We start from the raw sequence: 25097 nt of genomic DNA on the forward strand, positions 1-25097 counted from the left end.
TACCAGCCAGCGCCTAAAGACGCTGGCTTTCACGTTGTTCAAGCCTCATTGCTCTTGACTCGTCACTTGCCTCTTAAAGAGGCGTGAGTATTACTTACCACTATCCCTAAAGGGATCCTCATATTCTTTTACACTCAATTTATCTAGTGCTATATCATGCTTTTCCTGTTCTTGGATATATTTCCTAATTGTGGCTTCATTAAGCCCTACTGTACTCACATAGTAGCCTTCTGCCCAGAAATGCCGATTCCCAAACTTGTACTTGAGATTGGCGTGTTTGTCAAACATCATGAGTGCACTTTTACCTTTTAAATAATCCATGAAACTTGAAACACTTATCCTCGGTGGAATACTGACTAACATATGTACATGATCAGGCATTAAATGGCCCTCGATAATCTCAACACCTTTATAACTATAATCGGCGGAATATTTCTCCCAAACTACTTCGATATTGATTATAAATGACTTTTCGTCTATACTTAGGGGTGAACACAATGTGATACTTACAGTGCCACTTTGTGTGTGATAAACTATGTGTCTTTTGTGCCATGGTTTTCTCCTTTCGCTTTACAATTGGCTTGAACACCTTTATTGTATCGCGTTTGGAGTTTTTTGGTATAACCTTCGATGCGCACCCGCATAGCGGGTGGTTTATTTGTCTCGCATCTCACGGAGCGAGACGGACTGAAAGTCACATAATCGATCAAATCCCCTTGTCATGTACAAGGGGATTTTCTGATTTATAGTAAATCTTCCACAAAGTTATCCACAGATTGTGCATAACTTTCAATCAACTTTCAAATCAATTTCATGTATTTACAAACGATTTCTCTCAATTATTTTTTTTGACATTCTAAAGTAAAACACCCTCAATAGACTGTTCTATCAGTCTTTATAACCGACTAGCTTAGTACCCAACTCACACATTCTATCTCTTTTTCCTAAACTAACATTTGGAAAACAATTTTTTATTTCACAAAGTTATCCACAGATTGTGTATAACTTTTACTCAAGTACAAACTCCATCTGATAAATCCCCCTACATTTTTTATAGTAAATTTCAAATTTTGTTAGGCGCTTTCAAAAAATCATGATATACTGAAATTATAAGAAAAGGAGACATTATGAAAAAAGATCAACACCAACTTAATTGGCTGATGGTTTCTCTGATTGCTTTCAACATGGTTTGGGGGCTAGGAAACGTCGTCAACAACTATTCTCAACAGGGGATTTCAGTAGTCGTATCTTGGATTTTAATCCTCGCACTCTACTTTATCCCATATTCACTCATCGTCGGACAACTAGGTTCTACCTTCAAGGAAAGCGGAGGCGGTGTTAGTGACTGGGTTGAAAAAACATCAACCAAACGTCTCGCCTACTTTGCCGCTTGGACCTACTGGATTGTGCATATCCCTTATCTCGCACAAAAACCTCAAGGAATCCTGATTCCGCTTGGATGGGCCTTACAAGGTAACGGACAGTTTCTAAAACAGATTGACATCCACTGGATTGTTATTCTCTGTTTACTAATCTTTGGACTTTTCCTCTACCTTTCTACAAAAGGATTGACAACACTGAAAGTCATCGGTAGCTTGGCAGGAAGTGCCATGTTGATTATGTCTTTACTCTTTGTGCTTTTGGCTGTCGGTCTGCCTTTCATCAAACCAGACATCCAGTTTGCGACACCACACATGGATCAACTGAGCACTTACATTCCAAACTTTGATTTTTCTTATTTTACAACCATCTCACTACTGGTCTTTGCAGTTGGTGGTTGTGAAAAAATTTCCCCTTATGTGAATCAAACTCGCAATCCTGCAAAAGAATTTCCAAAAGGTATGATTGTGATGGCAATCATGGTAGGTCTCTCTGCTATCCTCGGGTCAGTTGCCATGGGAATGTTATTTGATGGCAATAATATCCCTGAAGACCTCATGCGTAATGGCGCTTATCAAGCCTTCCAAATGTTAGGAAATTCTTGGGGAGTTGGAAACCTATTTGTCGTGATTTACGCTCTTACAAATATGGTCGGACAAATAGCGGCACTTGCCTTCTCTATTGACGCACCATTGCAAATCCTTCTCAATAACGCTGATGAAAACTATATCCCAAGCTGGCTTCGTAAACGTACTGAAAAAGGTGTCCTCATTAACGGTTACCTCCTTACAGGTGTCCTCGTTAGCCTTATCATCATCCTTCCAATTTTTGGTATTCAGGAAATTGACGGACTTGTAAAATGGATGACTAACCTCAATTCTATCGTAATGCCAATGCGTTATCTCTGGGTATTCCTTGCCTATATGATGCTCAATCGCGCTTGGAAAACATACAAAAATGCCGAATACAAGTTTGTGAATAATCCTAAAATTGGCTTTGTTATCGGTACTTGGTGCTTCCTCTTTACTGCCTTTGCTTGTATCCTTGGTATGGTTCCAAAAATTAGCTATGCTGAAAATCCAACTGCTTGGCAGTTCTCTCTGCTTACAAATATCTTGACACCAATTATTCTGATTGGTTTAGGAGTTATTCTACCAGTACTTGCCAAAAAAGAACAAAAGAAACAAATCAAATAAATTCTACTACTAGCTAGATAGTTTCACTTTTGTCTTTTCCTGAAAGAAAAATCCCTTTGAACAGTAGCGTTCAAGGGGATTTCTTTTTGTCTAATAGTCTATTTTTTATTTGGCTTCATACCAAGTCACACCTTCATTTTCATCAGCAATCAGGGGTACACTGAGTTGAATGGCTTCTTCCATGGTTTGTTTGACGAGTTTTTTGATAGCAGCTAATTCTGACTTAGGAACTTCAAGAACGATTTCATCGTGCACTTGCAGAAGCATCTTAGTCTGATAACCACCCTCTACCAATGCTTTATCCAGCTGAATCATAGCGATTTTGAGAATATCTGCAGCTGATCCTTGGATAGGTGAGTTGATGGCTGTACGTTCCGCAAAACCACGAATGTTAAAGTTACGCGAATTGATATCTGGCAACTCACGGCGACGTTTGAAGAGAGTCTCTACATAACCCTTATCACGCGCCTCACGAACCACTTCATCCATGTAGTTTTTAATACCTGGGAAGCGTTCAAAGTAGGTGTCGATGTAGGCCTTAGCCTCTTTACGACTGATGCCCAGATTATTCGATAAACCAAAGTCTGAAATTCCGTAAACCACTCCAAAGTTGACAGCCTTGGCATTGCGACGATCGTTTGGAGTCACATCTTCAGGACGTTCAATTCCAAAGACACGTATGGCTGTCGAGGTATGGATATCCGCTCCTTCTTGGAAGGCCTTGATTAAGTGCTCATCTTTAGAGATATGCGCCAAAACTCGCAACTCAATCTGTGAATAGTCCGAACTGAGAAGGACACTATCCTCCCACTCTGGCACAAATGCCTTACGAATGAGGCGCCCTTGTTCCAAGCGAACAGGAATATTTTGCAAGTTTGGATCGACACTAGACAGACGCCCTGTCTGAGTCAAATCCTGCACATAGCGCGTGTGAATCTTGCCATCCGCTAAAATCCAATCCTGCAGACCAATCACATAAGTCGATTGAATCTTAGCAATTTGACGGTAATCAAGAATTTTCTTTACGATTGGGGCAATAGGAGCTAAGCGCTCTAACACATCCACTGCTGTTGAGTAACCTGTCTTGGTTTTCTTGGTGTATTCTATAGGGAGGCCTAGCTTTTCAAAAAGTAGTTCGCCCAACTGTTTAGGTGAGTTGATATTAAACTCCTCACCAGCCAATTCATAAATCTCTTGAGTCAACTTTTCAATGACAAGCTCATTTTCAGCTTGCATCTCGAGTAGAGTTTCTTTTTTAACCTTAATCCCAGCGATTTCCATCTTAGCAAGAACAAAGGCCAGAGGCTGCTCCATATCATAGAGAAGGTTTAACTGTCCGTTTTCACTTAATTTTTCAAGTAAAACAGGCTCTGTCTCAACTAGCACAGCAACCTTGCGAGCCAAGTGCTCCAAGAAGGTCTCTCTCTCAGGGATAGCTTTCTTGACTCCCTTACCGTAGAAGGTCTCATCATCGACTAGGTAAGTTTGACCATAGAGACTAGCGATGGTTGAAATTTCATTATTCTCGACAGTAGAGAGAAGGTATTTGGCCAAGCGACTGTCAAAAGCAGGAGCCTGCAAGTCCAAACCAAAGCGATTTAAGAGAACTTTAGCTTTCTTAAAGTCATACACTTTCAGAGGTGTTTTTTCCAGAAAATCCTTGAGAATCGGATTCTGCAAAAGTTCCAACTTATCTGTAGCGTATAGCTTGTCCCCACAAGACCAAGCAAAACCAACCAAATCATCAGTATGGTAATTTTCACCAAAAAGTTCAAAGTGGAAGATAGAGTCGGCACTCAGCATATCTTCAGTCACTTTGTCAACCATGGTAAAATTTAAACTCTCAGCTTGGTTAGTCTGAGAAGCATTCAAAGCCTGCTTGAGTTGTTTGAAGCCCATCTCATCGTAGAATTTCCCAAGATTTTCCACATCTGGACCGCTATAAACCAAATCATCCAGTCCAATCTCAATCGGCGCTTTCGTATCAATGGTCGCTAGTGTTTTTGACAGGAAGGCTTGTTCCTTGTCATTTATGAGATTTTCCTTCATCTTAGAGGCCTTCATGCTATCAATATTTTCATAAATGCCTTCAAGCGAGCCATGTTCAAGCAAAAGCTTGATACCAGTCTTCTCACCAATCTTAGTGACCCCAGGGATATTATCTGACTTATCCCCCATGAGGGCCTTGAGATCAATGAACTGAGTTGGTGTGATGCCCATCTTTTCCATGAGATAAGCCGGCGTAAATGCCTCAAACTCAGCTACACCTTTCTTAGAAATCTCAACCACTGTATGTTCATCTGTCAACTGGATCAAGTCCTTGTCTCCACTGACGATAGTTACATCAAATGAATCTTTTTCAGCCAAACGACCCAAGGTACCAATGATATCATCCGCCTCATACTGGGCCAACTCATAGTGGCGAATCCCAAGATGGTCTAGCAACTCACGAATAAAAGGAAATTGCTCACGAAACTCATCCGGAGTCTTGGCACGCCCCCCCTTATAGTCTGCATACATCTCTGTACGGAAAGTCGTCTTCCCCGCATCAAAAGCAACCAAGATATGACTCGGTTGAACACGCTCCAGTAGGTGATTTAACATCAGATGAAATCCGTAGATTGCATTGGTATGTAGTCCATTGTCATTTTTAAAACGATCCAGTTGCTGGTAAAGTGCAAAAAATGCTCGGAAAGCAACTGAAGAACCGTCAATTAGTAGTAATTTTTTCTTGTCCATACACCCATTATAAAGGAAAGCAGGGAAAAATACCATTAGGAAGAGCCCAAATGCTGAATAACACTTATGAGGCTGGTTTTTCTACTCGAACTCCATCAGCATCAACTTGAAATCCATCGATAGTAGTATTTACTGCCAATTCTCCAGATGCATTTACATAATAATGTTTTCCTGAAACCTGGAACCACTGACTGGTTTTCATAACTCCTGAACTTTCAAGGTAATACCAAATGCCCTTATCCTTCAACCAACCTGTCTGCATTTCACCAGATGACTTCAAGTAATACCAACTAGAACCCTCTTTTAACCAGCCTGTCGTCATTGTACCATCAGCTTGTAAATGATACCAACTACCATTTATCTTCTTCCAAGCGACTGCTTTCTGACCATTTTCATAGTAGTACCAAGTTGTTCCTTCTTTTTCCCAACCATTTTTAGAGCTACTTGTTTTAGTCAAGGGGATATAGCGTCTATTTCCACTTCGTGAAATATAACTAATCCATTTATAGCCTTCTTTTTCAAAGGTTTGATCATAATGAACACTCATTCCAGGTTCGTAGTAATCGATAATAGTAGATGACAATGTTGGCTGATCCATAATAGCTGATTTTTCTGTGAAGTGATGAATACCACTGAATAATAGTAGAGACTGATGAGACCCTACACTAGCATTCCCAACATCTTTAAAGTGAATGAAACCAGTCATAGAACTCGCCTTTACAATTCTACGATGATACGTTTCTGTATAATCATAATTGTACTCCTCGATTTCAATCATGTCTCCAATCACATTAGATACCCAAGCTACGTGACCATATTGCCCTCTTGTACTCCAAGCAATCGCACCAATTGCTGGTTGCTGGTCCACACGATATCCTTCCTTTTGGGCTCGATAACCCCATTGATTGGCATTCCCATAAGCAGCTGGTAGTTCAAAACCATTGACACTACTTAAACGAAAAGCAGCAAAAGAGGTGCACTGTCCCGAGTACATACGCCACTTATCAATTTTTTGACTTCCATTTTTATAATAATAGGGATAATCATCTCCTCGTGCCAGTGATCCATTGTTTGCCTGGTTGGCATGAACAGTTCCTCCACCAAACAAAAAAGCTCCTGCTAGTAATAGTGAAGCTGATCCTACAGCTGTCTTTCTGAGAAAAGTTCTCTTTTTATTTCCTGCTTTAGTAAATGTCATTCATTCTCCTTCAAATAATTAGATTTTTGAGGTTGACCTCATCTATATCATTCGAAAGAAAATGAAAAAAGTGAGAGCTCTTCTCACTTTCATGATTATCCTTAATCCAAATAATGAATTAAGTTCTTTTCTGTTAAAATATCTGAATAGGTGAAAGATTCAACATAAACATTAGCCTGTTTGTCTCCTTCAACATTTCCAAACTCAACGATGAAGAGCGATGGATAAACCTCAATTAGTTTTCCTAAACGATTCTTTTGGCGTTTACGACCATTTTCTAAGGTCATTTCTACCACTTGTCCCTCATGCGCCTTAATTTCTTCTTTGATTTTTTTCATTTTAGCCACATCTGTAAATGCGTCTGTCATCTTGGTTCCTCCATCTTCGAAATACTTGAAAATTTATTATATTCTTTTTGGAAAATCAATTCTACCGTTCCGCGAGCACCGCTACGGTTTTTCTCGATAATCACTTCTACTTTATTATTTGGAATGCCTTCCTCTTCTTCACCACCACGCTCATAATAGTCATCACGATAGAGAAAGGCTACGATATCAGCATCTTGCTCGATAGATCCAGATTCACGAATATCAGACAAAACTGGTCTCTTATCTTGACGTTGCTCTACACCACGAGAAAGCTGACTAAGAGCTATAACTGGAACTTTGAGTTCTTTTGCTAAGATTTTCAACTGACGGGAAATCTCAGATACTTCTTGTTGACGATTTTCTCGACCAGTCCCTGTGATAAGCTGAAGATAGTCAATCAAAATCAAGCCTAGATTACCTGTTTCCTGAGCCAGTTTACGAGAACGAGATCGAATTTCTGTGATCCGAATCCCAGGTGTATCATCAATATAGATACTTGCATTGGCTAAATTTCCCTGAGCAATCGTATACTTACGCCATTCTTCCTCGGTCAATTGACCCGTACGGATAGAATGTGACTCTACCAAGCCTTCCGCAGCCAACATACGATCGACCAAACTTTCAGCACCCATTTCCAGAGAGAAAATAGCAACTGTCTTGTCTAGTTTAGTTCCGATATTTTGCGCAATATTCAAAGCAAAGGCTGTCTTACCAACCGCAGGACGAGCTGCCAAAATAATCAATTCTTCCTCATGCAGACCTGTCGTCATATGATCTAAATCTCGATAGCCTGTCGCAATACCCGTGATATCTGAAGTCTGTTGCGAACGAGCTTCTAGATTTCCAAAGTTAATATTCAATACATCGCGAATATTTTTAAAACCATTTCGATTGGCATTCTCACTGACATCAATCAAGCCTTTTTCTGCACGAGCAATAATTTCGTCAGCAGGTTGAGAAGCTTCATAGGCTAGGTTTACAGACTCTGTCAACTTAGCAATCAGGCGTCGAAGCATAGCCTTTTCTGCTACAATTTTAGCATAGTATTCCGCATTAGCAGAGGTTGGCACTGAATTGACAATCTCAACCAGATAAGACAAGCCTCCGATAGTTTGTAAATCACCTTGGCTATCTAGTATAGTCCGAACTGTGGTTGCATCAATAGCATCTCCACGATCAGACAAATCAACCATAGCCTGAAAAATCAAACGGTGAGCATACTTAAAGAAGTCCTGTGAATCGATATATTCTCGGACAAAGACGAGTTTAGTCTCATCAATAAAAATGGCTCCCAAAACAGATTGTTCTGCCAGAATATCTTGAGGCTGAACACGCAGTTCTTCAACTTCTGCCATCAGACTTTCCTTCCTTTTACAATGTTGTCAACCAATCGTAAATTAAGCTTCCTTGACACGAAGATTGATTACACTTGTCACATCTTGATAAATCTTCACCGGAACATCAATCAAACCAACTGCTCGGATTGGTGATTGAACTTGAATGTGGCGTTTATCAATTTTAATACCAAATTGTTTTTGCAATTCTTCTGCAATTTTCTTGTTGGTAATAGATCCAAATGTACGTCCATCTGGACCAACTTTTTCAACAAACTCAACGATGGTTTCCTCTGCTTCCAGTTTCGCTTTAATTTCCTTAGCTTCTGCAAGCATCTCTGCATGTGCTTTTTCTTCTGATTTTTGCTTACCACGCAACTCACCAATGGCTTGAGCTGTAGCTTCCTTAGCAAGGTTTTTCTTAATTAAAAAGTTTTGTGCATATCCAGTTGGCACTTCTTTAATTTCACCTTTTTTTCCTTTACCTTTAACATCTGCTAAAAAGATTACTTTCATTCTTCTGACTCCTTTTCTTTTGTTTCATTAAAAATAACTGTTTTCAGTTTATCTCCTGCTTCTTGCAGGCTAATATCTGTCAAACGTGCCGCAGCTAAGTTAAAGTGACCACCGCCACCTAACTCTTCCATAATTCGTTGGACATTGATCTTACTTCTGCTTCGCGCAGAAATGGAGATTGCTCCTTGACTATTCTTAGCAAGTACAAAGCTGGCCTCTATACCAGACATAGCAAGCATAGCGTCAGCAGCCTTACTAATAACAACCGTATCGTACTCTTTATCCTCCAAAGCTTGAGCAACCAGGATTGATGGCTGCACCATTTGCCCCTGCAAAATGAGTTCATTTACCAATCGATATTCTTCAAAATCAGTGGCTGAAATTTCCTGAATGACAATGCTATCACTCCCTCTCGTTCTGAGATAACTTGCAACATCAAAAGTTCGACTAGTTACCCGAGAGGTGAAATTTTTAGTATCCAACATCATTCCCCCCATAAGAACACTAGCCTGAATGCGACTCAAACGTTTCTTCTTAGAGTTTTGAAATTGAATCAACTCAGTTACAAGTTCACTAGCACTGCTAGCTCCACTCTCGATATAGGTAATGACCGCATTATCTGGAAAATCTTGGTCACGACGATGATGGTCAATGACAATCGTCTGGGTAAACAAGTCATAAAACTCTTTGGATAAGGTTAAAGCTGTCTTAGAATGGTCAACCATCACCAGTAAGGAGCGTTTGGTAACCATTGTCATAGCCTGGTCTAAAGGAAGAAGTTTTGAAACACCCTCCTCTTCCAAATAGTTAACCGCTCGAGCAATATCTGGAGACATCTGTGTAGGATCATAAATCACATAACTATCTTCCAGTACATTACTCGAAAACAACTGCATTCCAACCGCTGAGCCGAGAGCATCCATATCCAGATTCTTATGACCAACCACAAAAACTCGATCGACACTTTTAAGTTTATCTGAAATAGCTGTCATCATGGCACGAGTTCGTGTCCGAGTACGTTTAACAGATGCAGCTGAACCTCCTCCAAAGTAGATTGGATTTTTAGTTTCATCATTCTCTTTTACGACAACTTGGTCACCACCACGAACTTCAGCTAAGTTGAGATTAAGAAGAGCCACCTTCCCAATCTGATCATGATTCCCATCACCATAGGAAACTCCCATACTCATCGTTAGTGGTAAATTCCGTTGCTTGGCTTCTTCACGAAAGGTATCAATCACAGAAAACTTATCCTGCATCAAGTGATCAAGTACAGTGTAGTCAGTAAATAGATAAAACCGATCCATACTCACTCTACGAGAAAACATGGCATGTTTCCCAGCAAATTCTGAAACAAAATTTGCAACAAAACTATTGATATGACTAATGTCTGATTCAGACGTTTCATTTTCCAAATCATCATAGTTATCAACTGAGATAATTCCAATTACAGGACGACTTGTTACCAATTCAGCAGTCGCCTCATACTCACCAGAAACATCAAAAAAGTATAAGACACCTGAATTTCTATCTAAATGCACTGCATAACGTTTCTCCCCAACAATGGCATAAGCCCCTGGAGTAGAAATCGAACTCTTTAAAATCTTTTGAAATTGAGGAAAATCAATTTCTCCATCCTCAGTTGTCAAAATTAATTCCGCATAGGGATTGAACCATTCAATCTCACTGCTGTCCATATTTAATTTAACAACCCCGACAGGCATTTGCTCCAACAGAGCACTCAAACTATCCGTAGCCTGATGATTGACATACTGGATTTGCTCGATATCTGTTTTTTTGTAATATTTTTTCTGGAAATTAAATAGCAGAACATAGAATACGATAAATAAAAATAGACTTGCTATAGTGATAAGATTATCCTTTACTAACACAATCAAAATGGTCATAATCGTAAAGGTTACCATAGCAATCAGATACATAAAAAAGGGATTTATTTCATTTTTTTTCATTACAAACCTCTTGCGCATTATTATACCATAATTGTAGCCAAAATGCGACTTTTAAAGAGGAAACACTATTTTCAAATAATAGTAAAACATCCAAACTAAAAAGTGGTTTACACTAGTGTAAACCACTTTTACAGACTAATTTTTAAGATTATTTAACTTCTAGAAGACCGATATCTCCGTCTTCACGACGATAAATAACATTTGTTGTTTCATCTTCAACATCTACATAGATAAAGAAGTCATGTCCCAATAAATCCATCTGTAAGATAGCTTCTTCCAAATCCATTGGTTTCAAATCAATTTGTTTTGAACGAACAACTTTTGGTTGTGCTACATCTAAGTCCTCAACTAAAGCATCTGTAAAGAGTTGACTTGTAGATACTTTATTTCTGTTCTTACGTTCAATTTTAGTTTTGTTTTTACGAATCTGACGCTCAATCTTATCTGTCACCAAATCAATAGAACCGTACATATCTTGAGAAATATCTTCTGCACGAAGAGTAATAGATCCAAGCGGAATGGTTACTTCTACTTTAGCAGTCTTTTCACGGTAAACTTTCAAGTTAACTCGCGCATCCAATTCTTGGTCTGCTTGGAAGTATTTTTCGATCTTTTCGAGTTTAGAAACTACATAATCACGAATTGCTTCTGTTACTTCTAGGTTTTCACCACGGATACTATATTTAATCATATAAGTACCTTCTTTCTAAACATATTTGTTTTTCTAATTATATTATAACGCTTTCATATTTTTTTTGCAAACTTTTTCCTCATCTTGCGAGGGAAAAAGTTTTAATATTCTGACACCCAGCCTCTAATAACATACTTTTAAGACGATTCAGCGTGGTACCAGTCGTATAGATATCATCAAATAGTAAGATATTTTCTGGAAGCTTCACGCCATCTTTCAGCAAAAAGGGAAATACTGTAAGTAATCGATCTGCTCGATTTTTTGAAGAGCTAGCTTCAACTTCGTTTTTAATCAAAATGTCCAGATATGATAACCCAGTATCCTTTATCAAACCCTCAACTTGATTAAAGCCTCTGCTTTTAAAACGCTGGCCACTCAGAGGAACAATCACAATCTGATAGTCCTTATACTTCTTTAACTCTTTTTGTAATATATCAGAAAATACCTTTCTAAGAAGATAATCACCATCAAATTTATAGCGACTAAAATACTCTTTCATGGCCTGATTATAGGAATAAAGAGCTACATGATCAACCTTTACACCTTTTTTACACCAAAATTGACAATCTTGACAGATGATTGACATTCCTTTTTTAAAACAACTAGGACAATGATTACCACCAATACTCTCGAAAGACGAAATACAGGATTCACATACTAGTTCCTCCTCCTTTTTAAAACAGAGCAGGTTAGTAAAGCTTATCTCCGTTTGCAAGCTTTTAGCACACAATAAACACTTCATACTCCTGCCTCCTGATTCATTTGTTTAATCTCCTTTATGGCTCTCTTAATAGACTGATTGAGTCCGTCATGGAAAAATATAAGTTCTCCAGTAGGACGATCCAGGCTTCTTCCAACTCGCCCACCAATTTGTACTAAACTTGACTTTGTAAAGAGTTGATGATTGGATTCCACCACAAAAACATCTACACGAGGGAAGGTAACTCCACGCTCTAATATAGTTGTGCTTACTAATATCGTCAACTCTCCATCTCGAAAGGCTTGTACCTGCTCTAATCGGTCTTCCGTGATTGAGGATACAAATCCTATTTTCTCATTTGGAAATTTCTCCTGCAAAATTTCTTTTAGCTTTTCTCCCTTTTTTATTTCAGATGCGAAGATTAGTAAGGGATATGCCGTCTTTCTCTGTTTCTCAATGTAAAGTTTTAATTTTGGAGGTAAGCCATTTTTTTCTAAATATCTATTAAAATGCGATAACCAGATTGGCTTGGGAACAATGAGAGGATTTCCATGAAAGCGACGTGGCAAACTGAGACGCTTTAACTCCCCTTGTTTAACTTTTCTGTCTAACTCATCTGTTGACGTTGCTGTTAAAAATATTCTCAATCCATTTTCCTTTACACAATTGTTGACTGCATGGTAAAGCACTGGATTATCAACATAAGGAAAGGCATCCACTTCATCCACAATCAATAAATCAAAAGCTTGATAAAATTTTAATAGTTGGTGAGTGGTTGCTACAACTAAAGGTGTACGAAAATAGGGATCCGACTCCCCATGTAGTAGTGCAATCTCACATGCAAAATCATTTTGTAATCGTTTATGGAGCTCTAGGCAAACATCAATTCGTGGACTGGCCAGACAAACAGCTCCACCCTGATTTATCACCTTAGCGACAACTTGGTAGATCATCTCTGTCTTACCAGCTCCTGTCACTGCATGTACCAAGGTGGCCTCCTTCTTATCTTCCGCCTGAAGGAGTCCTTGTGATACCCGCTCTTGAAATGGAGTCAGTTGACCTGACCATTTGAGTACATCTTGCTTGGGAAAACATTCTTGCGGAAAGTAATAGAGTTTTTGATCACTTCTTATTCGCTTCATAATCAAGCATTCTCGACAATAAAAAGCACCAACAGGCAAATGCCATTCTTCTTTTATCTGACTACCACAACGCTGACAATATTGTTGGCCCTTCTCTTTTTTTATGGATGGAATTTGTTTTGCTCGTTGTCTCTCCTCAAGACTTAATTCTTGTTCCGTAAAAAGGCGACCGAGGTAATTTGGATTGACTTTCATATTTCTTTATTCGTAAAATGTAGAACTTTACGCTATTTTTTAGTACAATAAAAATATGGAATATAGAACTATAAAAGAGGACGGTCAAGTCCAAGAAGAAATTAAAAAATCACGCTTTATCTGTCATGCCAAGCGTGTCTATAGTGAAGAAGAGGCTCGTGATTTTATCACAGCTATCAAAAAAGAACACTATAAAGCGACCCACAACTGCTCTGCCTTTATTGTCGGTGAACGTAGTGAAATCAAGCGAACCAGTGATGACGGAGAGCCTAGTGGAACTGCTGGTATTCCTATGCTAGGAGTTCTGGAAAACCACAACCTTACTAATGTCTGTGTGGTAGTTACTCGTTATTTTGGGGGTATTAAACTAGGTGCTGGTGGTTTGATACGCGCTTATGCTGGTAGTGTTGCCCTAGCAGTTAAAGAAATTGGCATTATTGAAATCAAAGAGCAGGCAGGGATACAGATTCACATGACCTATACCCAGTATCAAGAATATGGGAATTTTCTTAAAGAGCATAATCTCATAGAATTAGAGACAAACTTTACAGATCAAGTTGACACTATGATTTTCATTGATAAAGAAAAGAAAGACGGTATCAAGGCTGATCTCATTGAATTTTTCAATGGAAAAGTTACTCTAACTGACAAAGGTTTACGTGAAGTTGAAGTACCTGTAAACCTATCGTAAAGAAAGGAAATATCATATGGCTTTTGGAAGATTAATTCAGGGACTCGCTGGAAACTTCAGTGAGCAAAGTAAAGAAGCTCTTACCAAGGAGTTTGGACAATATTTATTAGAAAATGAAGAAATTCAAAGCGGATATAAACTCATTCGTGACTCAATTATCTTTACAAATATCCGAATCATCTTTACAGATAAACAAGGGGCAACCGGACGGAAGATGTCTATCAAATCAATTTTCCTCATGAACATCGTTAATGTTGAGATGGAAACTGCTGGACTTGGGATTGATGATAGCGAGATTACGATTACTTATTTAGAAAATGCCTTTTTAAAATCTCACAATGAACTTTTTAATTCTCACAAATTTGAATTTCCAAAAAAAAACAGATATCATACCTCTATACACTTATCTGTTTGAATTAGCTTATCACAATCGTTTGAATATTAACGGTTTGAATCACTGATATAAAGAAATCCTATCACTCCGATAGGATTTCTATATTTTACAAAAGTTAAAGTTAGCGTTATACTAGTAGCATCTTATATAAAGAGGTGCTTATATGGCTATTTATAACAACATCACAGAACTCATCGGTAGAACACCGATTGTTAAATTAAACAACATCGTACCCGAAGGTGCAGCAGATGTTTATGTAAAACTTGAAGCTTTTAACCCAGGATCATCCGTTAAAGACCGCATCGCCCTAAGTATGATTGAAAAAGCAGAACAAGAAGGTAAACTTAAACCAGGTTCTACTATTGTGGAAGCAACAAGTGGAAATACTGGTATCGGACTTTCATGGGTTGGTGCTGCTAAAGGCTATAAAGTTGTTATCGTTATGCCTGAAACCATGAGTGTCGAACGTCGTAAAATTATCCAAGCTTATGGAGCTGAACTAGTCCTCACTCCTGGTAGCGAAGGAATGAAAGGTGCGATTGCAAAAGCGCAGGAAATTGCTGCTGAGCGTGATGGTTTCCTACCATTACAGTTTATTAACCAAGCTAACCCAGAAGTTCACGAAAGAACAACAGGAGCTGAAATTCTAGCTGATTTCGGAGCTGATGGTTTAGATGCCTTTGTTGCTGGTGTAGGTACTGGAGGAACTATTTCTGGCGTTTCTCACGCTCTTAAGGCTGCTAATTCAAACATTCAAGTTTTTGCAGTTGAGGCAGATGAATCAGCAATCTTATCAGGTGAAAAACCAGGACCTCACAAAATTCAAGGTATCTCTGCTGGATTCATCCCAGAAACACTTGATACAGAAGCTTATGATGGTATCGTTCGCGTAACCTCAGACAATGCTCTCGCACTTGGTCGTGAGATTGGCGGAAAAGAAGGATTCTTGGTAGGTATTTCTTCTGCAGCAGCTATCTATGCAGCAATTGAAGTTGCTAAAAAACTTGGAGCAGGAAAAAAAGTCCTTGCTCTCGCACCAGATAACGGTGAGCGTTACCTATCTACAGCTCTCTATGAGTTTGAAGTATAGTCTCCTAAATACAAAAAGCCCTTGTATAGGGCTTTTTGTTCACCTTTTAAAATAAACCTCTGAATCCCCCTCCACCAAAAGAAAAGGAAGCTGATTTGCTTCCTTACTTTTTTATTAGTTATTCAGGGCTGCTGCCATTGTAGCTGCAACTTCTGCTTCAAAGTCGTTTGCAGCTTTTTCGATACCTTCACCAACTTCAAAGCGAGCGAACTCAACTACTGAAGCGTTAACTGATTCAAGGTAAGCTTCAACTGTCTTACTGTCATCCATGATGTAAACTTGTGCAAGAAGTGTGTAAGCTTGGTCAACTTTAGTGTTGTCAAGCATGAAGCGATCCATTTTACCTGGGATGATTTTATCCCAGATTTTTTCTGGTTTACCTTCTGCAGCCAATTCAGCTTTGATAGCTTCTTCAGCTTGAGCGATTACTTCATCACTCAATTGAGCTTTAGATCCGTATGCCAAGTGTGGAAGAGCTGGTTTACCAACCATAGCACGGCTTTCATTATCTTGGTCGATAACGTGGTTCAATTGTGCCAACTCATCTTTAACAAATTGCTCATCCAATTCTTTGTATGAAAGAACTGTTGGTTTCATAGCAGCGATGTGCATTGAAATTTGTTTAGCAAGTGCTTCGTCTCCACCTTCGATTACAGAGATAACACCGATACGTCCACCGTTGTGTTGGTATGCTCCGAAGTGTTGTGCATCTGTTTTTTCAATCAAAGCAAAGCGACGGAATGAGATTTTTTCTCCGATAGTCGCTGTTGCAGACACATAAGCTGCTTCAAGAGTTTCACCTGAAGGCATTGTCAAAGCAAGAGCTTCTTCGTTGTTAGCTGGTTTTCCTTCAGCGATTGCTTTAGCTGTTGCGTTTACCAACTCAACAAATTGAGCGTTTTTCGCAACGAAGTCAGTTTCAGCATTTACTTCAACAACTGCTGCAACGTTACCGTCAACATAAACACCAGTCAAACCTTCTGCAGCAACACGGTCAGCTTTCTTAGCTGCTTTTGCCATACCTTTTTCGCGAAGCAATTCAATCGCTTTTTCGATATCGCCTTCCACTTCAACCAATGCTTTTTTAGCGTCCATAACACCAGCACCAGATTTTTCACGCAACTCTTTAACAAGTTTAGCTGTAATTTCTGCCATTTTGATTCTCCTATATTTTTTAAAAATAGGAGAGCCGGGCTAAGCCCCGCCCTCCTAGGTAATTACTATTTATTATGAATTAAGCGTTGTCGCCTTCTACAACTTCAACGATTTCTTCGATTGAGTCTGCTTGAGCTTCTGAAGCTGCAAATTCTGCTTCAACTGCTGCAACAGCATCTTCACCTTGGCGACCTTCAATGATAGCGTCTGCCAATTTAGCTGTAATCAACTTAACTGCGCGGATAGCGTCATCGTTAGCTGGGATGATTACATCGATATCGTCTGGATCAGTGTTTGTGTCAACCATCGCTACAACTGGGATACCCAATTTTTTAGCTTCTTTAACAGCGATTTGCTCTTTATGTGGGTCAACTACGTACATTACATCTGGGATACGAGGCATATCTTCGATACCACCCAAGAATTTTTCAAGACGTGCACGTTGTTTGTTAAGAAGTGCAACTTCTTTCTTAGGAAGAACTTCAAAAGTTCCATCTTCTTCCATACGTTTGATTTCTTTCAAACGAGCGATACGTTTTTGGATTGTTCCCCAGTTTGTAAGAGTTCCACCCAACCAACGGTGGTTGATGAAGTATTGACCTGAACGTACTGCTTCTTCAGCAACTGCGTCAGCTGCTTGTTTCTTAGTACCAACAAACAATACAACTGCATCGTTAGCTGCAGCATCACGCATGAAGTCGTATGCTTGGTCAGCGTATTTTACAGTTTGTTGCAAATCGATAACGTGAATTCCGTTACGCTCAGTGAAGATGTACTTAGCCATCTTAGGGTTCCAGCGACGAGTTTGGTGACCAAAGTGCACACCAGCCTCAAGAAGTTGTTTCATTGAAATTACTGCCATGAGTATTTCTCCTTTTTGTTTTTTTCCTCTTCTTGATTTCAGCTTGCAAAACGACCCGAAGGCAACAGCTTCACAATTCATCAAGAATGAGTATTATCGTTTACACGACAAGTTACATTATATCATAGTTGAACCTTTTTTTCAAGTAATTGTGCTAGTTTTTCCTTCATAACGTAACTTCCCAACTGAAATTTTAAAAAAATTTATCAACTTTAAATAAAAAACATCCCAACATAAATTGGTTACTGCTAAATGTGCAATAACCGCTTATGTTGAGACTCAGATAAATACAAAATATTTCGAGTTGATAACTTAAATGTTTTGATATGAAAGAATCTACTTTATATTTTTTTATAGCAAGTATCATATCTTCATACTCTATGTTATCAAAAAAACAATTACTAAAGATTAAACTTGCCAATAAGTCTTTGACTTTCTACTTGCTACTTCGAAGTTTCTTACGGATTTTATAGGCTATATTAAATAAGAAATACAATGAGCTAGTTGGGTAATTAAACTCACCAGCAAATTCCTCGATAGTGGGATTAAACTTAGATTTAAAATTAAATAACCCACCCTCTAAGTTGTTTTCAATTCCACCCATATTATGAGTCTCTGCCCCGCGTTCAAATGAATGTTGAGCAGTCTCAAACCATGTTGGAATAGCAGGTTGATAATGTCTAAATTCCTCATTCATTCCAGCATATAAGTTCTCAGAAGTTTTCCCAAATTCGATGGTCAAAGTTCCAGACAATGGAACGACACTGTTCCCTCTATCAATATGACTCTTAAGAAAAGAAATTTCTTCCTCTAATCGTTTTCTCTCTTGCTGATTCTCTTTTATTTTACCTTCTTTCGTTTTATCAGTGAATTTCTGCGCTATTTTAAGATTTTTTTCGAGTTGCTGCTCAACTTCTTTCAGTCTATTAGGTAAATCTAAATAGCTCAGTGTGATAAAGGAATGATCAGGATAAGTAGTCAATAACTTCTGATAATAATCTTTTCCTCGTAAACTGATATTCTTACGAGACTCTGTTTTCTTCATTAAAAATGAAAATTCATCTAATAAATCAAGTCCACCGAATTTCACTTCCAATCCTTTATTTCTTGCAGTTCGGATTGCCTGTCGAGTAGATTTGGACAGTTGATCCAGCGAGAAGTTTTCTTTATGAATATTAGCTTGAAAACGAGGTTGTATGTTTTCTGCCATATCCTTTGTCAATCCTGTCCAATGAACTTTATTTTTTTGCAATTCCTCAACAATTTCAAAAGTTTTAGAATTTTGAATAGTTTTTTGGTCGATCAGACTTCGACTGATAAAAAGGCTTGGATCAAATTTAACCATTATTGCATTGCTTTTTTTAGCAATTTTTTTCAATGTTAAAATCACAAATTTCAGAAGTTCTTTATCTTCATAATTAATAACTGGGCCTCTTGGAATATAGAACATGGAAAATCCTAATGGAAGAGGCTGAATTAAGATATTCGCTACTCCAACTAGTTGATTTTCTTTATAAAATCCAACTCTCTCATTCCCCCAAGTATCCTTTATCTTGGCCCAATCACTACTCTGCAATAAATTCCCTTGAGGATGATTTTCTAAAAATAAATCCCACTCTTGAACATCAACATTCATTTTATAAGTAAACATAATTCCAGTACCAACTCTCTTAAAAACATATTATTTCGTTAGATAAACATACTTATCCTAGCTACATATCCGATAATTTTCATCCCATCTTTAATTCCATAATGACAAAAACATTCTGATGAAAATTTTTTATTAATACTATACAAAGGGTGAGATTAATAAAACCTCACCCTAAATTTCATAATAATTAATATATTAGTTTGGATAAATGTATCTTACAGTACCTCTTGATGCTGTCGGATTAAACCATCCACGATAATTTCCGATTGGTTGAGTTCCACTACCATCATAGTTACATTCAGAAACTTGAATACGAGTTGATGATTCAACTGCTGTAACAACTGCTACATGTCCGTATCCTCCATCATCCCATGAAGCAATTGCTCCAACTTGTGGTGTAGAACCTGTACGGAAACCTGCAGCCGCTGCACTTGCAGCCCATTGACCACCATTTCCCCAGTAATCACCAGCCCATGGAGCCAAAGTCTTAGCACCCCATGTACATTGACCTACAGGGTAACTTGAAGCGTTTGTACTATATGTAGGACGTTGGCTTACAGGAGTTGGTGCAGGTGTGTAACTTGAGTCATCATCTGATGATGAAGATGATGAAGAACTTGAAGTTGCTTGTACTTGTGCAGCAAAGGTTGTATTTGCTGAAGCAGCAACTGTCTGTTGTTGACTTGCTTGTTTAGCTTTATAAGCTGCTTCTGCCTCTGCTGCTGCTTTGGCTTCTGCCTCTGCTGCTGCTTTTTTCTCTAACAAGCTAGCTTTTTCATTTTCTGCTGTAGCTTTTTCAGCTGCAAGATTTAACTCAGCTACTTTCAATTCTGCTTGTTTTGTTGTCAAAGCTTGAGCATCGTCAGCAAGCGTTTGTTGGTTAGCAATGACTGTATTGATTGCTTCGTTGTTTGCAACTTGTTTTTCAGAAATAGCTTTCTTATCTTCTTTTTGTTGCTGCAACATTTTATTGTTTGCTGATACGATTTCACTCATAGCTGCTACACGAGAAATAGCTTCTGTAATTGAGTCAGAGTTAATAATCGTATTGATATAACTTGTAGCAGTTCCGTTCGTTTGTGCACTACGAGCTTGATTTTCAAGTGATTCATTACGTGCTACGATATTTTTTGAAAGCTCTGCGATTTCACCTTCAAGTTTTTTAGATTCTTCTTGAAGTTTTTCGTTTTCAGATTGTAATTTTTCTTGCTCTGATTGAATAGCTGAAACTTTAGTTTGAATTTCGTCTACTTGTTTTTGAGCTTCTTTCTGTTGAGCTGTCAAGTTACTAATTTTACTATCTTGAGCAGCAATCTTTTCATCTGTTGTATTTGCTTTAACACTTGAAAGAACAGCTCCTTGTGAGACCAATACTGTACTTAACAAAAGTGATGCTAGGATTTTTTTCTTCATAAGTGTGAATACTCCTTCTTTTAAAACAATACTAGTATATCAAAAAAAGGCCTAATAAATATTACGCCTTTATTACAGTTTTGTTTCTTTCTTATAGATATATTTTTTCAAAAATAAACTGAAAAATTAACATCCATAGACAGTTTAATATCATTGATGGAACTAGACCATAAACGATAAAAACTGTTATACTTTCAGCAGTTAAGCCAATCATTTGCGCTAGAAGAAAACTGCCAAATTCAAAAGAGAAAGTCATCATTAAAATAGCTAATAGTCTAGTCCATCTATTTGATAAAATGAGCGCATTATTTTTATAAATAATTGCACCAATAATCACAAAAAGAAGACTAGCAATACCTACTAAATGGAAAAAATAAATATCGTATATAAGACCAATAAATAAGCAATAAACTAAAAATAGATACTCCGATACTTCAATAGTTTCAAACAACAAGAAGATGAAGATAAAGTGGCTCACAATTTGAAAATGTGGAAAAAAACTATTTACAAATTGCCCTAAATGACTGTCTATTAAGACAACTATAGGCAAGAGTAAAAACATCCCTATCTGCTTCAACAGTCTCATGATGGATTCCCCACTAATTCTACGACTTTTAGGTTCATTGGATCAGCATTGAGTTTGACCATAACTTCTCTTGTTAGATAATCACTACTATGGGTAACTGATACAACCTCTCCTACGGGAATATCTGTTGTTTTAAAGTTACCCAGACCTCCTGTTACTACCTTGTCTCCTTGACTGATATCACTACTACTATTTAACTGGCTTATTTTAAGCAAGTCTTTTTCTTTGTCGTACCCAATGATAATGCCATATATACTAGTAGAACTGTGTTGGATTTTAACGGATATTTTCTCCGTATTTTCCGCGTTGGTCAATAAGTTGACCACAGTAGAGTTATCTTCAACCTTTCCCACGCTTCCAATCAGTCCCCCACCAGCTATAACAAGCATATTGCTTGTCACGCCTTGTTGAGAACCTGCATCAATTGTCAACTCTTGTTTCCAGGTTGCAGGAGTTCTCATGATGACGTCAGAAGCAATTAACTTGGTTGCATTCAATTTTGACTTCATATCCAATAACTGGCGTAGTTGCTCATTTTCTTCCTTCAGACTGTCTGCTTCATTCGTTTCCTTCTTCATCTGATAGAGTTCTTTTTTGAGAGTTTCATTCTCGTTATAGGTTCTGGTCAAACGACCTAAATCAGATTTTACGGAAGAAAGCCATTGAAAAGGCTTTTGCACTATTCTATCGACTAATGAAATTCCATCTCCAGCTTTTGTTACAACTGCACTTGATTGTGTTGTCACTAAAAAAACGGATACTACTAATACAACGACAAATAGAACAATGATATATTTTGATTTTTTAAAACGGTTCATACCTCTACCTTATATTACATTCTAAGATTTTAGCAAAAATAGAATTGCACCCAATACACAAACAAATAATAGCGCTATACTGTCTCTGTTCATCCAATTTAACTGTCGATACTGACTGCGTCCATTCCCGCCTTGATAGCCTCTAGCTTCCATGGCTGTAGCAAGAGAATCCGCTCGTTTCAAACTCGTAGCAAATAAAGGAATCAGAATAGGAATCATAGCCTTAACTTTTTGGATTACATTTCCTTCTCCAAAATCAACACCACGCGCCTTTTGAGCATTCATAATGCGAATCGTATCATCCATCAAGGTTGGTACAAATCGCAAACTCATAGACAACATGAGCCCAATCTCATGAACTGGAACTTTAAATCTTTTTAAAGGTCCAAGCAAGGATTCAACTGCTGTTGCCAAACTTAGTGGCATAGTCGTCAAGGTTAGCAAGGTTGAGAAAAAAATAATCAACACAAAGCGACAAAAAATAATTCCTGCCTGCTCAATACCATAGCTTGTGATTTTTATAAATCCCATCTCGAACAAGACGTGACCACCAGAGATAAAGAACAGTTGAAAAAGGGTTGTAAAAGCAATCAGAAAAAACATAGATCGCAAACCTTTTATAAAAAAAGATAAGGGAACTTCTGATAAAACGACAAATATGCCTGTTGCAATGAAGAGTATGAGATTTGTAATTGGATTATTGGCCCAAAAGGCGATGATGATCAATAAAATCATTGCTACTAACTTACTACGAGGATCTAGACGATGAATAATCGAATTTCCTGGTATGTATCGACCTAAAATCATATTATCCATTGATAAACTCCTTAAACTCCTCTATCGTTATCGGCAATTGTTCGAAAGAAATTCCTCTGTCAACTAGCCTTTGAGCAAATCGTGTGATTTTAGGAACACCCAATTGGATTTTTTCCATAAATTCGACATTTTGAAAGACAAGACTTGGTTTCCCACCCTTAACTAGTTTCCCTTTTTCCATCACATAAACTTGGTCAGCAAATTCGGCCACATCATCCATAAGGTGGGTTACTAAAACAATTGTTATGCCATCTTGATGAAGCTTTTTAAACAAGGTCATCAACTCTTTTCGACCAATTGGGTCCAAACCAGCTGTTGGCTCATCTAAGACCAAAATGCTAGGCTCCATTGCCAAAATTCCAGCAATAGCAACCCGTCTCATTTGTCCACCTGAGAGTTCAAATGGACTTCGTTCAAAGAGTGATTCATCGATTCCTACTAAAGCTAGTTTTTCACGCGCAATAGCTTCTGCCTCTTCTACAGAAACTCCAAAATTTTGAGGGCCAAAAGCCACATCTTTTAGGACAGTTTCCTCAAAAATTTGATTCTCTGCAAACTGAAACACCAACCCAACTTGTTTACGAATTTGACGAATTTGCTTATTAACAGATGTTGATGTAATCAAAGCATCAAAGACACGAACACTTCCCTCTGTGGGAACTAGCAAACCATTTAAAAGCTGCAAAATTGTTGATTTCCCACTTCCTGTATGCCCAATAATAGCAGTATAGGAACCATCTTCTATGGTCAAACTGACATCTGACAAAGCAGCTGAAGCAAAGGGTGTCCCTTCCTGATATGTATAACTAACATTGTCTAGAATAATTCCCATAAAGCCTCCTCGAGCTCCTCCTCGGTCAGGTAGTGCTCTGGTAATTTTAAGCCATTATCACGCAGTGATTGTTTTAATTGGTTGACAAAGGGTTGATCTAAGCCAATTTGATCTAAATCTGATCTAGAAAATAACTCTCTAGGAGTGCTAGTTGACTCGACTTCTCCTTTTTTCATCACCAAAACTCTATCACTCATGGACACCTCATCCAAATCATGCGTAATGGAGATGACTGTCATCTGATGGTCATGGCGAATCTTCTGGACTATCTTAATCAACTCTAATCGTCCCTCAGGGTCCAACATACTTGTAGCCTCATCCAAGATTAAAATATCTGGTCGCAGAGCAACAACACCTGCAATAGCTACCCTCTGTTTCTGACCTCCTGACAAGCGAGCTGGTTCCTTTTTAGCAAATTCAGCCATCCCAACTAATGATAAAGCTTCAGAAACGCGTTTCTTCATCTCTTCAAGTGGGATTCCTTGATTTTCCAGTCCAAAAGCAACGTCGTCTTCAACAGTTGCTCCTACGAATTGGTTATCAGGATTTTGAAAGACCATACCAATCTTACGTCTTTTTTCCCAGACATTTTCTGGAGTTAGGCAATCACCGTCTATCCAAATTTCTCCGGATTCAGCCTCGAGCAAACCATCAATCAAGCGAACTGTCGTTGATTTTCCACTACCATTATGACCAACGATTGACAACCATTCTCCACGTTTCACGTGAAACGAAATATTATGAACATCATAATGTTCTTGATCTGCCTGATATCTAAAAGACAGGTATTTTATCTCAATAATCGATTCCATATCTAACGAAAGGTTCCTTTAAACAAATATGCGCTTCCCTTGAAATAATCATAACCAGAATAAACTGTGAAGAACAAGGCAATATAAAGAGTTATCTGACCAAGCACATTCCAGTGAAGTAGCAAGAATATTATCGCAAACATCTGACTAAATGTCTTGATTTTTCCAGGCATAGCAGCAGCTAGAACGGTACCCCCTGTTTCAACTAAGAGCAAGCGCAAACCAGTGACTGCAAGTTCACGGCAGATAATAACTGCTACCACCCAAGCTGGTGCCATCTTTAGACCGACCAACATGATAAAGGCTGACATGACCAATAATTTATCAGCCATTGGATCTGCAAACTTTCCGAAATTACTAACCACTTGCCATTTTCTAGCTAAATAACCATCTAGATAATCAGTGATACTGGCAATAGCAAAAATAACTGCTGCTATTTTATGTAACAGTGGAGATGGTCCAACTGATAGAAGGAGAATAAAAATCGGAATAAATAAAATTCTACCAAGCGTAAGCATATTAGGAATATTCTCTTTTTTCATGTTATC

22 protein-coding genes and 2 pseudogenes are annotated in these 25097 nt (G+C 38.2%); 4 read left to right on the forward strand and 20 right to left on the reverse strand.

The genetic code is table 11. From position 1 onward, the window contains the following. Positions 1-90: 90 nt before the first annotated feature. Positions 91-553: pseudogene (gene tnpA, locus ADM33_RS04100) on the reverse strand (IS200/IS605 family transposase). A 574-nt stretch (positions 554-1127) separates the two neighbouring features. Between tnpA and ADM33_RS04105 the strand changes: the two are divergent. Continuing rightward, complete coding sequence (locus tag ADM33_RS04105; protein ID WP_049503288.1) at positions 1128-2576, forward strand: APC family permease; 1449 nt, start codon at positions 1128-1130, stop codon at positions 2574-2576. Between the two features lie 105 nt (positions 2577-2681). Here the strand turns inward: ADM33_RS04105 and polA are convergent, their stop codons facing one another. The 9 genes from polA to ADM33_RS04150 all read right to left on the reverse strand — a co-directional run bounded on the left by polA (position 2682) and on the right by ADM33_RS04150 (position 13429). Beyond that, the gene (polA, locus tag ADM33_RS04110) at positions 2682-5315 is read right to left on the reverse strand and encodes a DNA polymerase I (protein ID WP_049503289.1); all 2634 of its coding nucleotides are present in this window, start codon (positions 5313-5315) and stop codon (positions 2682-2684) included. A 64-nt stretch (positions 5316-5379) separates the two neighbouring features. After that, on the reverse strand, positions 5380-6513 hold the full coding sequence (locus ADM33_RS04115) for an SH3 domain-containing protein (RefSeq protein WP_049503290.1): 1134 nt from the start codon (positions 6511-6513) through the stop codon (positions 5380-5382). Between the two features lie 101 nt (positions 6514-6614). Beyond that, positions 6615-6881, reverse strand: a complete 267-nt coding sequence (locus tag ADM33_RS04120) for a Veg family protein (protein ID WP_000128621.1) — start codon at positions 6879-6881, stop codon at positions 6615-6617. Continuing rightward, complete coding sequence (dnaB, locus tag ADM33_RS04125; protein WP_000852500.1) at positions 6878-8236, reverse strand: replicative DNA helicase; 1359 nt, start codon at positions 8234-8236, stop codon at positions 6878-6880. The genes ADM33_RS04120 and dnaB overlap by 4 nt, the downstream gene beginning before the upstream one ends. Positions 8237-8278: 42 nt before the next feature. Then, a complete protein-coding gene (rplI, locus tag ADM33_RS04130; protein ID WP_000864204.1) occupies positions 8279-8731 on the reverse strand; it encodes a 50S ribosomal protein L9 in 453 nt (150 codons plus the stop codon). Continuing rightward, positions 8728-10701, reverse strand: coding sequence for a DHH family phosphoesterase (locus ADM33_RS04135; protein WP_049503291.1), 1974 nt, complete (start codon positions 10699-10701; stop codon positions 8728-8730). The genes rplI and ADM33_RS04135 overlap by 4 nt, the downstream gene beginning before the upstream one ends. 148 nt (positions 10702-10849) lie before the next feature. Next, complete coding sequence (hpf, locus tag ADM33_RS04140) at positions 10850-11392, reverse strand: ribosome hibernation-promoting factor, HPF/YfiA family (RefSeq protein ID WP_045762429.1); 543 nt, start codon at positions 11390-11392, stop codon at positions 10850-10852. Between the two features lie 79 nt (positions 11393-11471). Beyond that, complete coding sequence (locus tag ADM33_RS04145; RefSeq protein WP_049503292.1) at positions 11472-12134, reverse strand: ComF family protein; 663 nt, start codon at positions 12132-12134, stop codon at positions 11472-11474. Continuing rightward, positions 12131-13429: a DEAD/DEAH box helicase gene (locus ADM33_RS04150; RefSeq protein ID WP_049503293.1), complete on the reverse strand. Its 1299-nt coding sequence runs from the start codon at positions 13427-13429 to the stop codon at positions 12131-12133. The genes ADM33_RS04145 and ADM33_RS04150 overlap by 4 nt, the downstream gene beginning before the upstream one ends. A 55-nt stretch (positions 13430-13484) precedes the next feature. Here ADM33_RS04150 and ADM33_RS04155 point away from each other — a divergent pair, with 55 nt between their 5' ends. The 3 genes and pseudogenes from ADM33_RS04155 to cysK all read left to right on the forward strand — a co-directional run bounded on the left by ADM33_RS04155 (position 13485) and on the right by cysK (position 15604). Beyond that, a complete protein-coding gene (locus ADM33_RS04155) occupies positions 13485-14120 on the forward strand; it encodes a YigZ family protein (RefSeq protein WP_049503294.1) in 636 nt (211 codons plus the stop codon). 16 nt (positions 14121-14136) lie between these two features. After that, positions 14137-14581 (forward strand): annotated as a pseudogene (locus tag ADM33_RS04160) (PH domain-containing protein). Positions 14582-14677: 96 nt separating this feature from the next. Beyond that, the gene (gene cysK, locus ADM33_RS04165; protein ID WP_049503295.1) at positions 14678-15604 is read left to right on the forward strand and encodes a cysteine synthase A; all 927 of its coding nucleotides are present in this window, start codon (positions 14678-14680) and stop codon (positions 15602-15604) included. Positions 15605-15718: 114 nt separating this feature from the next. Here the strand turns inward: cysK and tsf are convergent, their stop codons facing one another. From tsf to pgsA, 10 genes are all read right to left on the reverse strand, one after another. Then, on the reverse strand, positions 15719-16759 hold the full coding sequence (gene tsf, locus ADM33_RS04170; protein WP_049503296.1) for a translation elongation factor Ts: 1041 nt from the start codon (positions 16757-16759) through the stop codon (positions 15719-15721). A gap of 79 nt (positions 16760-16838) precedes the next feature. Beyond that, positions 16839-17621, reverse strand: coding sequence for a 30S ribosomal protein S2 (gene rpsB, locus ADM33_RS04175; protein ID WP_000268462.1), 783 nt, complete (start codon positions 17619-17621; stop codon positions 16839-16841). A gap of 436 nt (positions 17622-18057) precedes the next feature. Then, positions 18058-19272, reverse strand: coding sequence for an aminoacyltransferase (locus ADM33_RS04180; RefSeq protein ID WP_049503297.1), 1215 nt, complete (start codon positions 19270-19272; stop codon positions 18058-18060). Between the two features lie 195 nt (positions 19273-19467). Further along, positions 19468-20685, reverse strand: coding sequence for a peptidoglycan hydrolase PcsB (pcsB, locus tag ADM33_RS04185; RefSeq protein WP_049503298.1), 1218 nt, complete (start codon positions 20683-20685; stop codon positions 19468-19470). A gap of 91 nt (positions 20686-20776) precedes the next feature. Further along, positions 20777-21271: a rod shape-determining protein MreD gene (mreD, locus tag ADM33_RS04190; RefSeq protein WP_049503299.1), complete on the reverse strand. Its 495-nt coding sequence runs from the start codon at positions 21269-21271 to the stop codon at positions 20777-20779. After that, positions 21268-22089, reverse strand: a complete 822-nt coding sequence (mreC, locus tag ADM33_RS04195; protein WP_049503300.1) for a rod shape-determining protein MreC — start codon at positions 22087-22089, stop codon at positions 21268-21270. The genes mreD and mreC overlap by 4 nt, the downstream gene beginning before the upstream one ends. 21 nt (positions 22090-22110) lie before the next feature. Beyond that, a complete protein-coding gene (locus ADM33_RS04200; protein ID WP_000369587.1) occupies positions 22111-22905 on the reverse strand; it encodes an energy-coupling factor transporter transmembrane component T family protein in 795 nt (264 codons plus the stop codon). After that, the gene (locus tag ADM33_RS04205) at positions 22898-23737 is read right to left on the reverse strand and encodes an energy-coupling factor transporter ATPase (protein ID WP_049503301.1); all 840 of its coding nucleotides are present in this window, start codon (positions 23735-23737) and stop codon (positions 22898-22900) included. Before ADM33_RS04205 ends, ADM33_RS04200 begins: the two co-directional genes overlap by 8 nt. Further along, complete coding sequence (locus ADM33_RS04210) at positions 23722-24549, reverse strand: energy-coupling factor ABC transporter ATP-binding protein (protein WP_049503302.1); 828 nt, start codon at positions 24547-24549, stop codon at positions 23722-23724. Before ADM33_RS04210 ends, ADM33_RS04205 begins: the two co-directional genes overlap by 16 nt. Positions 24550-24551: 2 nt before the next feature. Continuing rightward, entirely contained in the window at positions 24552-25091 is a 540-nt protein-coding gene (pgsA, locus tag ADM33_RS04215; RefSeq protein WP_049503303.1) for a CDP-diacylglycerol--glycerol-3-phosphate 3-phosphatidyltransferase, read from the reverse strand. Between the last annotated feature and the right edge of the window lie 6 nt (positions 25092-25097).

The organism is Streptococcus oralis, assembly GCF_001075875.1.
GTDB lineage: Bacteria > Bacillota > Bacilli > Lactobacillales > Streptococcaceae > Streptococcus > Streptococcus oralis_I.